This is a genomic window from Clostridium sp. DSM 17811 (genome assembly GCF_018861905.1).
In the GTDB taxonomy this organism is placed as follows: Bacteria; Bacillota; Clostridia; order Clostridiales; family Clostridiaceae; genus Clostridium_AD; species Clostridium_AD frigoriphilum.
Map to the genome: position 1 here is coordinate 1 of NZ_JAHLDU010000051.1, position 10,710 is coordinate 10,710.

The following is a 10,710-nucleotide window of genomic DNA, read 5'->3' on the forward strand; positions in this document are numbered from 1 at the left end:
CCGTTATATTTATGCTAGTAGAAAAAGTGCATTTGGAGATATTGATGCTTTTACACCAAATAAAATAAATGCAACTAGTATAAAAATTAATGGTACTACTTATGAGATTGGTAAATATTTTGATAAAAATAAACTTGAAAAATATTATTCTGGTAATTTCATTAAAGTTATTCTAGGAGAAGATGGTAGCATAGTTGATATATATTAAAATCTAATACTATTTATTTTATGAGGGAAAATATGGGAGACGATCGCAAAACAATGCGATTGCCTTCTTATTGATTATAACTAAAGAAATCTAAAACAGATGATGGAGGCAAAATAGTATGAATAAAAAAATTATAAGGTCACTTTTTGCAACAATAATTATAGCGGGATCAACATATATTACGACTTTTGGTGCGATGGCAAGTGGCACCGTTGTAATAGGAAATCAAGCTATAAGTTTGGATTATGCTAATGATGTAGCGAATTTTACTGAAATTAGTAATGACATAGTTTCCGGTGGATTAATTTATGTTAAAAATTTCGAGGGAAATTGGATAGATAATGTTACAGGAAAAACTGTAAGCGCAAGTATTATACCCGCTGTAGTTTATAAGGGTAATAATAAAGCAATTAATTATGGTGCACAGGATAAAAGTCTAGATGGTACTACGGAGGTAGCTGTAACTGGTGAATTAACTGCTAAACAAATTATAAATAAATATGGGAATGCAGTTGTTTATGTTGATGTAAGTGATAAAAATCATAATTCTATTGCTAGTGGTAGTGGATTTATAGTAAAGTCTACTGGCGTTATTGTTACTAATTTTCATGTTATTAAAGGATCATCATATGCAAGTGTTACACTTCAAAATGGTACAAAATATGATGTTAAAAGTGTTTTGAATTATAATGAAAAACAAGATATAGCAGTGCTTCAATTATCAAATGCTACGAATCTAAGCACCGTTACTTTAGGGGGGAGTGATAATGTAGAAGTAGGCGATAATGTAGCTGCAATTGGAAGTCCACAAGGTTATACTAATTCTTTAAGTACAGGGATTGTAAGCGGAATTAATAGAAAAAATGAAAGAGGGAATGATATCCAAACTACGGCAAGTATCACTTATGGATCAAGTGGTGGACCATTATTTGATATGTTAGGGAATGTAATAGGAATAACTTATTCAGGATTCGATTCAGCAGGAAATATAGGATTTGTAATACCTATTAATGAAGTTAAACCATTTTTAGCGACTAGTAATGAAAAGACACTTTTACAAATTAATAGTACAACGAGTAACACGGTAAGTTTCCTTCCATTATTGGCTGATGTACCACAACCTACAGGACTAAAATATGATGATTATGTAGTTAGCAGTGAGAAAGATTACGTTGAATATTTTTATGCTATAAGCAATTCTGAATACACGGATTACGCTAAATTATTAAATTCTTATGGGTGGAAAGAGTATAAGACAGTTTATGATGATGACAATAATCCTATCTCATATTTTATCAAAGGAGATAATACTATAGGTATAGGATGGATTGGAGCAAATAGAACAATACTGGGAGCTATTCATTAACAAAGAAGGAAACCTTTCAAAAGAAGGGTTTCCTTCTTTATTACTTATCTTAAATTTAAGGTTAGTATTCATCTATAATGGGGATGATTCCATATACAATCGTACAGCTTTTTTATAAGCATATATATTGAAAAAATAAGATGTTACAATAATAAATTCGTTAAGGTTAACATGCTGAATATGCATAGTTAATACTAATATTATGCTTGTAATTGCACAAAGTGTACAGGGAAGAAAAAATAAACTTCTAAGTCTATATATAACCAATAAATCAAATTCTTCTTTTGTTATACCAATCATATATAATTTTTTAAAATATTTATTAATAGTAACTAATTCCATTTGAAATTTAAAATAAGTTATACTAGAAGATATAGTAAAAAACAATAAATTTGTTAAAAATATTATAAGTCTTAATACTTTTAGTTCATTAATAGATATTATGGAATATTTAATAAATATTATGTATTCACAAATTAAATTAAAATTTATAAATATAAAACTAACGCAGGCCAATGTAAATATGAATACCCTATCTTTTTCAATATTCGTGGCAGATTGTTTCATCAATAGAAAAATGTTTTTGTTAAAATAATGTCCTTTATTTATTGCTAAAGGTATAATTTTACTTCCGTAGAAAACCAATCCATAAATCATCAATAAACAATCTATCCAAGTATAAAAGTAAAAACTATTACCCCTAATTCGTGTTTGGTGTATCATACAACAAACATCTGTTATAATAAGAAACACGTATATAATTAGTTTGATTTTTTTTCCTATTATTTTTTTAGATTTTCTTACTATGAAATTATTAATAGTATGATTATCTTTTAATAGGTATGTAGTCCTTAAAGTTATAATAACGTAGATAATTATAAAAAATTCAAAAGTAGACATATAATTCACTGAACTTAGGGAAACTCCTAAATTTGGAAAGTTAAGATAATTAATAACTAAAAGGAAAAAGAACTTTGAGAATATTGTTCCTAAAAGGATTCCTATGGTCATACATACAAACATCAAAATTAGATTTTCAAATAATAAACATAATGCTAGTTCCGTTTTGGTCGTTCCAATTAGTAACATTATTTTGAACTCTGTTCTTCTTAATTTTATATAAGAAGTATACGAGTAGATAGTAAAAAAGCTTAATAACATTATAATATTGCCCAGGGAGGCCGTAAATATAATACTATTAAGTACAAGAGGTAGTGAAATTAATACAGTTCCATTATTATAAAATAAAGTTGTATATAAAAATAGTAGTGTATCACAAATTATGCAAGTAATTAAAAAAGTTATCTGTTTTCGCATATTTCTTTTTAAGGAGTTTTTAGCCATGATAAAATAATTCATTAGTCATCACCACCCATAATAACAAGACAATCTAATATCTTGTTATTAAATCGCTTATCCTCCTCCTTTTTATAGATATCTGCAAAAATATTCCCATCTTTTATAAAAATTACTCTTGAACAATAACTTGCTGTAAGCGAATCGTGAGTGGCAAGCAAAAGCGTAACTTTTCTTTCACTATTTATAAGTTTCATATAATTCATAAATTTTTTTGCTGCTTTTGAGTCAAGATTTCCAGTTGGCTCATCTGCAAATATTATTCTTGGATTGGTAGCTAAGGCTCTGCATGAAGCAGCTCTCTGTTTTTGACCCTGTGAAACATTTCTAGGATATTTATCTTTAATATCATATATATTCATAAGTTTAAAAAGATCATCCACCTCTTTATCAATACTTATTTGTTTTTTTCCTTGCATTAAAAGAGGAAGTACTGCATTTTCTTTCAAGGTAAGATCTTCTAAAAGATTAAAGTCTTGAAATATCATTCCTAATTTTTCTCTTCTGAAAATAGCTCTTTTATTATCATTTAAATTTGTTACATTAACACCCATTATCTCAACTTCCCCAGTGGTAGGTTTATCTATTCCGCTAAATATGTTTAATAAAGTTGTTTTTCCGCTACCAGAGGAGCCCATTATCGCAGCAAATTCACCTTCGTGTATTGCTATGTCTAGTCCATTAAGTACATTATATGAGTTATCGTCAAATTCGCTACTATAGGTTTTAACTATATTAATTCCAGTTAGGATCTCCATTTAATCACCTCTTTAATAATCAATTAAATATGTTATTGTGACTGTGGTTCCAAGATTTTTTTCTGATTGTATTTCAATTTTATGTTTTAAATTTTTTGCGAGAAGTGAACTTATGTAGAGACCTATACCCGAAGCATCCCTATATTTTCTTCCATTTTCACCTGTGAAAAATGGTTCGAAAACTCTATTAATATCACTTTTAGGAATTCCTACACCTTCATCTACTATTTTAAGATTTACGCATTTATCCGTTTTTTCTATTATAAATTTTATATTCTTATTTTCGCCTTTTATTGCAGAGTATTTCACTGCATTATTTATTATTTGTTCTAGCATAAACTTATTCCATTTTTTATCAGTTAAAACTTTAATGTTATCCTCTTTATGCTCAATTTGAGGAAATACTTTATTATATATAAATAAGCTCTTTTTAAAATTGATAATCTCCTTTAGGGAATCTACGAGATCTACTGATTCTGGTTCATAGTCACGTACAAACTCATTCATTCTTAATATGTTTAAAAGTTGTTCAAGTCCATTATGAAGTTTATCATTTTCCTCTTTTATCTCCATAGCAAAGATGGCTAATGGCATATCGTGTGTATCTAGATGTTCACTTTCAAATTTTTGTAATGCTAAGCTTATTATAGAAACCGGAGTTTTCATGTTATGTACCCATTGGGAGAAAAAATATCTAAAGGCGATTTCTTCTGAATTGGTTCTAGATAGTTTCATTTGATATTTTTTTTGAGTGGTTTTTAATATGTCATAAAAACATCTTTGCTGATTTGTTATCTGGAAAATCTTATTCATTTCTAAGTTTTCTGAGTCTTGAACATTTATATTGAAATTGTAATATTTAAGCCACTCTATAACCATATAGATAATAAATACGGTGGAGACTAGTAGCAGTGGATAGAATATTTCTGATATATGTACCGTTAATTTATAATAAATAATTAGTATGATTATACTCAAATAAAAGGAAAAAATGTATCCTAAATTATCTTTTATAAAATTAACAAATATTTTTTTAATCATAATATAAGCACCTTGCTTTGATAGATATATCCTAGCCCTCTTTTAGTCTTAATGACATCCAAAAGCCCAAGCATAGCTAATTTATTTCTTAGCCTTGTCACATTGACGGTTAATGTGTGATCATCTACAAAAAATGTTTCATCCCATAATTCCTCTAGTAGTTCCTCTCTAGTGACTATAACATCCTCATTTAATACAAGTTTATTTAACAACTGGAATTCTTTTTTTGATAATTCTAATACATTATTATTAATACTTATCTCAAAGTTTTTTTTGTTTAATAGTAATCCATTAGAGCTTTTGTACTCCCCACAGACCCTTCTGAATGATGCCTGAATCTTAGCTAATAAAAGTTCGAAACTGAAGGGTTTCACTATGTAGTCATCCGCCCCCATTTCTAACCCTCTGATTTGCTCAAATTCACTACTACGGGCTGATATGAATATTATTGGTACATCAGATTCTCTCCTAAAAGCCCTGCAAAGCTGAAATCCATCTGAATAAGGAAGATTTATATCAAGTAATATCAAATCGGGTTTAGTTTCAAAAAATTCAGTTTCTATATTGTTAAAGTCATTTATTAAAACTACATTGTACGCATATTTTTCGATAAATTCCTTTATAAAACTGCTTAATTTTATATCATCTTCGATAACAAGTATTTTATTCATAGCAATATACCTCTAATTTTCTAATTAAAGCCGGAAGCTTGGCCTACGGTCTTATTAATTACATTATAACCTTTTCTTTTGTTCAATGCTATATAATGCTATTTTTGAAAATTTATTAATTTGTTAGGGTTACTTTTAATGTTTTGTCTAATGTTACAACTTTGTAACAGAGTTGTGACTTTAATCTGTATATAAAGTGACTAAATATGTGTAAAATATAGCAGAAATCTGTTTATATTATAAGAATGAACATATATGTATATATAACGTAAGTATTATAAATTTTAGTATATAGAGTAGTCATAATATTTTAATTATTAGTTTAGAGGGGGATTCAAGAATGAAAATTACAGAGTTTTGCGTGAAAAAGCCAATTGCCGTTATTATGGTGGTTTTGTTAATAGTGGTACTCGGAGTGTCTGCATATTTAAAACTTGGCGCAGATTTACTTCCTTCAATGAATACACCTATAATAACCATATCAACTGTATATGGTGGTGCTGGTACAGGAGAAATAGAAAATGATATAGTTAAACCGGTAGAGGATGCAGTTTCAGGTATAAGTGGTATTGATAATCTGAATTCAGGATCTTCAGAAGGATATGGTACTACTACAATTACTTTCAAAATGGGAGTTGATATGAACACTGCGTTTTTGGATGTTCAACAAGCTTTAGGAAAAGTAGTACTCCCTACAGATGCTCAAAAACCAGTAATAAGTAAGTTAGATGCAAATGCTGCTCCTATTATGATGTTCTCTGTCTCAAGCACGCTTCCTTATAGTAAATTATATGACAGTACAGATGTAATAAAGAAATCATTAGAGAAAGTTGAGGGTGTTGGTACTGTAACCTTAGAGGGCGCTTATAATAAAGAATTAATTGTTAATGTGGACAAAGTACTTTTAGATAAGTATGGAATAGCAATTAATACCATAACTTCTAAACTTAAAAGTGAAAACTTAAATATACCAGCAGGTCAATTTAAGCAAGGAGATTCTAATCAAAGTATAAGAGTACTTGCTCAATTTAAAGATATAAAAGATGCACAAAACATCCAAATCCCAATGGCAAATGGTGGAACCATAAGACTTGGTGAAATTGCAGATGTAAAACTAGATTATCCAGATAAAACACAATTCGTAAGATTAAATGGAAAAAATTCTATAGGTATATTTGTTCAAAAACAAAGTGACGCAAATATAGTTAAAACCGCTAATGCTGTAAAAAAACAGTTAGATGTCCTAAAAGAGAGTCTTCCAAAGCAAACAAGCGTACAGATAACAACGGATTCATCAAGTTTTATAACTTCCTCACTTAAGGAGGTTAAAAATGGTCTTGTTGAGGGTATTATTACAACAATTTTAGTTATGTTTCTTTTCCTTAGAAGCACAAAGTCTTCTTTGATAATATTTATTGCAATACCAACATCTCTTGTTGGAACCGTCTTAATGATGTCGCTTTTTGGTTTTACACTTAATATGCTGTCACTACTAGCTTTATCCCTCTGCATAGGTATTCTTGTAGATGACTCTGTAGTGGTACTTGAAAATATTCAAAGACACATAAACCTAGGGAAACCTCTTAGGCAAGCAGTTTTAGATGGGCGAAATGAAATAAGTATGGCGGCTATATCCATAACTTTATGTGATGTAGTTGTATTTGGCCCAATATCTTTTATGTCAGGAATGATGGGTCAACTTTTTAGACAGTTTGGACTTACAGTAGTTTTTGCTGCCTTGTTTTCCCTACTTGTTTCTTTTACCCTTACACCTATGCTTGCTTCAAAATTATTAAAGGAAAAAGAAAACAATTCAGAAGTTGAGCTTAGGGATAAAAAAATCAAGAAAGAAGGAATAGTTTATAAGATAAAAGGAATAGTTGATAATATAACTGATAAATTCTATTCCTTTTATAAGAAATATCTTTTGTTTGCTCTAGATCACAGATGGCAGGTAGTAAGTATTGTGTCATTGATATTGGTGCTTAGTATTGCATTAATTCCTCTTAAACTTATTAAAACTGAATTTGCAACTGCAACGGATCAAAGTGCCTTTAAAATTAATATAAAACTTAGAGCAGACAGTGATGTTAAACTTACTAATGATAAAGTTAAAGAGATTGAACAGCATTTAAATACAATAAAAGAAGTTAATAATTACTTTACTGTTGTTGGTAATGGAAATAATGAAGCTTCTGCACAAATTAATGTTAATCTAGTGGGAAAAGGGTCAAGGAAAAAAGGTCAAGCTCAGATTGCTTCAGAGGCACGTGAATGGAGCAAAAAGCTTACAGGAATGGATATATCTGTAGATGAAACTAGTGCAATGGGTTCTCCAGGTAAGCCTATTGCAATAAATATAACGGGGCCTGATAAGGAAGTTTTAAAGCAATTAAGCATTAAGGTACAGAATTCAATACAGGAAGTCCCAGGAATAATAGATATAAGTAACAATATTCAAGCGAATCAGAATCAAATCGCTGTTGAAATTGACCGGATTGCCACTGCAAAATATGGAATTGCACCTTCTGAGATAGCAAGAGCCCTTAGTGCTACGACGGTGAAGGGAGTAGATGGTGGTGTATTTAGGGAAAATGGTGATGAATATGATGTGGTTGTAAAACTTACTAAGGATCAAATAGTCACAATGGCGGATTTATCCACAATAAAAGTGGCTAATTCAGCTGGCATGCAATTTTCGCTTGATCAATTAGCAAAAATCTATATGTCAGATAGTCCACAACAAACATTAAGGTTAAACCGTAAGGAAATGGGCACCATTTCAGCTAATATTGAAGGAAGACCTCTTGGGAGTATTACACCAGAGGTTAAGAAAAAAGTAAGCCAAATTACGCTGCCAACCAATTATGAACTAGATTATGGCGGTGATCAAAAGCAGATGAACGATTCCTTTGTTTCGTTAATTTTAGCTATGGCTCTATCCGTTATGCTTGTATATATGATACTAGTTGTTTTATATGAATCTTTTTTAACACCTTTACTAAGGATGCTATCATTACCTTGTGGATTAATTGGGGCATTAATAGGCTTAGCTATTACAGGAAATGCTTTAAATATTGTTTCAATTATTGGATTAATAATGCTTGATGGTCTATCAGCTAAAAGTGGAACATTATTAATAGATTACACAATGACTCTTATGAAAACAGGCATGCCTTTAAGAGAAGCACTATTAGAATCTGGAGTTACAAGATTAAGACCAATACTCATGACTACTGCAACTATGATAGTTGGAATGTTACCATCAGCACTCGCTACTGCTGAAGGTAGTGAATTTAGGGTAGGTATGGCTGTCGCACTTATAGGAGGAATGATTACATCTACACTTATTTCACCAGTAATTATTCCCGTAGTATATACATTAATGGATGATTTTAATGAAAAGTTCTTTTCTAAAAAGAAAAAAATATCTAATAAAAAAGATGAAGGGGTTACATTATGATGAAGCTTAAAGGGATTAAAGGGTTTTTATTAATAAGTCTTACATTGAGTATAACTTTAATAGGAGTGGGGTGTGCAAGTAAAAGTGTCACTACGAGCGATAATTCAAAGAGTGTCAAGGCGACTCCCGTTAGCATGTCTTCAATAACAACAACTACAAAATATGGAAGCGAATTAACAGCCTCGAGCGAAACGGTGGTTACCTCCAAAATAGCCGGGAGAGTTGAGGGTGTAAATGCAAATATTGGCCAGAGCGTAAAAAAAGGAGATGTTTTATTCACCTTAGATAAATTGGAGCTTACGGCGCAATATAATCAGGCGAAAGCAGCCCTTGACACTGCTAATGCAACTCTTGTTAAAAGCAGTGATTCAGGATACGCGCAGCAATTGATATCTGCAAATTCAACATTAGATATTGCAAAAACAGCATATAATGATGCGAAAAATAATTATAATACAATTCATCAGCAATATAATATAGGAGACTCTGCGAAAAGCGAACTTGATTCCGCAAAATCAAAGATGGATAGTGCATCGCTTCAGGTTAGCACCGCCAGTGACTCTTTATCACTATTAAAATCAAAAACAGGACCACAAACTGATGCTGCGGCTGCAGGTCAGGTTCAGCAAGCTAAGGCGTCACTTGATTTAGCACAAATACAAATTAATAATGCTACTATTACATCACCTATAAATGGAGTTATATCTGAGCGAAATGTTGAAGTCGGCGAAGTGGTAGCAAGTTCAGTTAGTGCATTTACCATAATTGATACAAGTAGCCTAAGAGCTGAGGTAAATATGACAGACAAAGATGTTATAAAGGTAAAAGTAAATCAGAAAATACCTGTACAAATATCATCTATGAATAATAAAATTGTACAAGGTATAGTGGACACCATAAGTCCTTCTGCAGATGCTAAAACACAATTGTATACAGTAAAGCTTAAAATAGAGAATCCTTCTAATTTATTAAAACCAGGAATGATATTAAGAGTTGAGTTTCCAAGTGTTGTAAAAGCAGATATACCTATAGTGCCAAACGGAGCAATATTTACAGAAAATAGTGTGCAATATGTATATATAGTTGAGGCTACTAAACTAAAAAAGAAACAAGTGGTCGTTGGAATATCAAATACGGTGCAAACTGAGATTGTCAATGGTATAAAACTTGGCGATCAAGTAATAACTGAAGGGCAGAGTTTCTTAAATGAAAATCAAAAGGTCAAAATTATAAAGTAAATGTATATTACTACAACTGCAATTCTCCGCCGTGCTTTGCAAACGAACTTTAAACAAGAAATTTGATTAAGAAATTCTAATGTTTTGCTCATGTAAAATTCTCTATCGCTCACATTCGGCGTCCTGCCTCAGGTTCGCTAGCTTGCCTTCCTGGCAAGCTTACGAGAATTTTACAATCGCAAAACAAGAATTTCTAAATCAAATCTCAATAGTTTATTCATCTCGTATTGCAATTCACTTCGGAGAAGCTATTAATATATATTATTATAACTGCATTTTACGTAATATACATTTATTTACCGTGTTAAATGAAAATGAAATAATAAATAAAAAGGATGGGGTAAAATGAAAATAAAAAAATCGTTTTTGGGTATTGTATTAATGTTTTCGATGTTAATAAATGTTATAGTTCCTAATCTTGCTTTTGCAACTACGTTAGATTACAAAACTTCTGTTGCAAAGATGAAACAGCTTGGTATCATAGACAGTACAGTTACGAATGTTAACAAAAAAATGACTAATGGTGAATTAATAAAGGCGATGGCTATAGCTGATGGGTTAGGTGATAGTGCAGCTAGTCTTCGAGGCAAAACAATATTTCCAGATGTA

9 protein-coding genes are annotated in these 10,710 nt (G+C 30.8%); 5 read left to right on the forward strand and 4 right to left on the reverse strand.

The window, feature by feature from the left end:
- Nucleotides 1-208: hypothetical protein (locus KPL44_RS24170; RefSeq protein WP_216251084.1), on the forward strand; the 208-nt coding region annotated here is incomplete at its 5' end.
- Nucleotides 209-326: 118 nt separating this feature from the next.
- Nucleotides 327-1,574 carry a S1C family serine protease gene (locus KPL44_RS24175; RefSeq protein WP_216255813.1) on the forward strand — a complete coding sequence of 416 codons (1,248 nt, stop codon included), beginning with the start codon at nt 327-329 and terminating at the stop codon, nt 1,572-1,574.
- 72 nt (nt 1,575-1,646) lie between these two features.
- Here the strand turns inward: KPL44_RS24175 and KPL44_RS24180 are convergent, their stop codons facing one another.
- Genes KPL44_RS24180 through KPL44_RS24195 form a run of 4 tightly spaced genes read right to left on the reverse strand, consistent with a single transcriptional unit; the run spans nt 1,647 to nt 5,400 of the window.
- Nucleotides 1,647-2,933 carry an FtsX-like permease family protein gene (locus KPL44_RS24180; protein ID WP_216255815.1) on the reverse strand — a complete coding sequence of 429 codons (1,287 nt, stop codon included), beginning with the start codon at nt 2,931-2,933 and terminating at the stop codon, nt 1,647-1,649.
- Entirely contained in the window at nt 2,933-3,688 is a 756-nt protein-coding gene (locus tag KPL44_RS24185) for an ABC transporter ATP-binding protein (RefSeq protein ID WP_216255817.1), read from the reverse strand. The genes KPL44_RS24180 and KPL44_RS24185 overlap by 1 nt, the downstream gene beginning before the upstream one ends.
- A 12-nt stretch (nt 3,689-3,700) precedes the next feature.
- Entirely contained in the window at nt 3,701-4,729 is a 1,029-nt protein-coding gene (locus KPL44_RS24190) for a sensor histidine kinase (RefSeq protein WP_216255819.1), read from the reverse strand.
- Nucleotides 4,726-5,400, reverse strand: coding sequence for a response regulator transcription factor (locus KPL44_RS24195; protein WP_216255821.1), 675 nt, complete (start codon nt 5,398-5,400; stop codon nt 4,726-4,728). The genes KPL44_RS24190 and KPL44_RS24195 overlap by 4 nt, the downstream gene beginning before the upstream one ends.
- 340 nt (nt 5,401-5,740) lie before the next feature.
- Between KPL44_RS24195 and KPL44_RS24200 the strand changes: the two genes are divergently transcribed.
- From KPL44_RS24200 to KPL44_RS24210, 3 genes are all read left to right on the forward strand, one after another.
- Nucleotides 5,741-8,863, forward strand: a complete 3,123-nt coding sequence (locus KPL44_RS24200) for an efflux RND transporter permease subunit (RefSeq protein ID WP_216255822.1) — start codon at nt 5,741-5,743, stop codon at nt 8,861-8,863.
- Nucleotides 8,860-10,101 carry an efflux RND transporter periplasmic adaptor subunit gene (locus tag KPL44_RS24205; RefSeq protein WP_216255824.1) on the forward strand — a complete coding sequence of 414 codons (1,242 nt, stop codon included), beginning with the start codon at nt 8,860-8,862 and terminating at the stop codon, nt 10,099-10,101. Before KPL44_RS24200 ends, KPL44_RS24205 begins: the two co-directional genes overlap by 4 nt.
- 345 nt (nt 10,102-10,446) lie before the next feature.
- On the forward strand, nt 10,447-10,710 hold a 264-nt coding region (locus tag KPL44_RS24210), incomplete at its 3' end, for a hypothetical protein (RefSeq protein ID WP_216255827.1).